The sequence below is a fragment of the Bradyrhizobium sp. 18BD genome (assembly GCF_054185225.1).
In genome coordinates this window covers 1-442 of the sequence record NZ_JAVAYL010000247.1, presented here as the reverse complement: position 1 = coordinate 442, position 442 = coordinate 1, and the positions used below count along the sequence as shown (strand labels likewise).

The 442-nt window shown below is 61.5% G+C and carries 1 protein-coding gene; it reads left to right on the top strand.

The window, feature by feature from the left end; translation table 11 throughout:
* Nucleotides 1–140 precede the first annotated feature (140 nt).
* Nucleotides 141–442 (top strand): recombinase family protein (locus RAD16_RS41300; RefSeq protein ID WP_458163716.1); only part of this gene is annotated, 302 nt, incomplete at its 3' end.

The window sequence follows — 442 nt, the reverse complement described above, 5'->3', positions numbered from 1 at the left end:
CTGGACGGCATCGGCTTCCTGTTCGTCACGCAACAGGGAAGCGGCCCTGTTCACGGAGCGTAGACCACAATACGGGTTATGTGACATTATGGCGATCGATCGACGGGCAATGCCGCTCCGTCACGCAGACGGACGTATATGTGACAACACTCATCGGCTACGCGCGGGTCTCGAAAGCCGACGGCAGCCAGCTCCACGACTTGCAGCGCGATGCCCTGCTGGTGGCTGGCGTCGATCCCGACCACATCTATCAGGATACGGCTTCAGGCCGCCGCGATGATCGTCCCGGGCTTGCGGCCGGTCTCAAGGCGCTGCGCTCTGGCGATACACTCGTCATTTGGAAGCTCGACCGGCTCGGGCGCGATTTGCGGCATTTGGTGAACACAGTCGGCGACCTCACCAAACGCGGAGTCGGACTAAAGGTGCTGACTGGTGAAGGTGC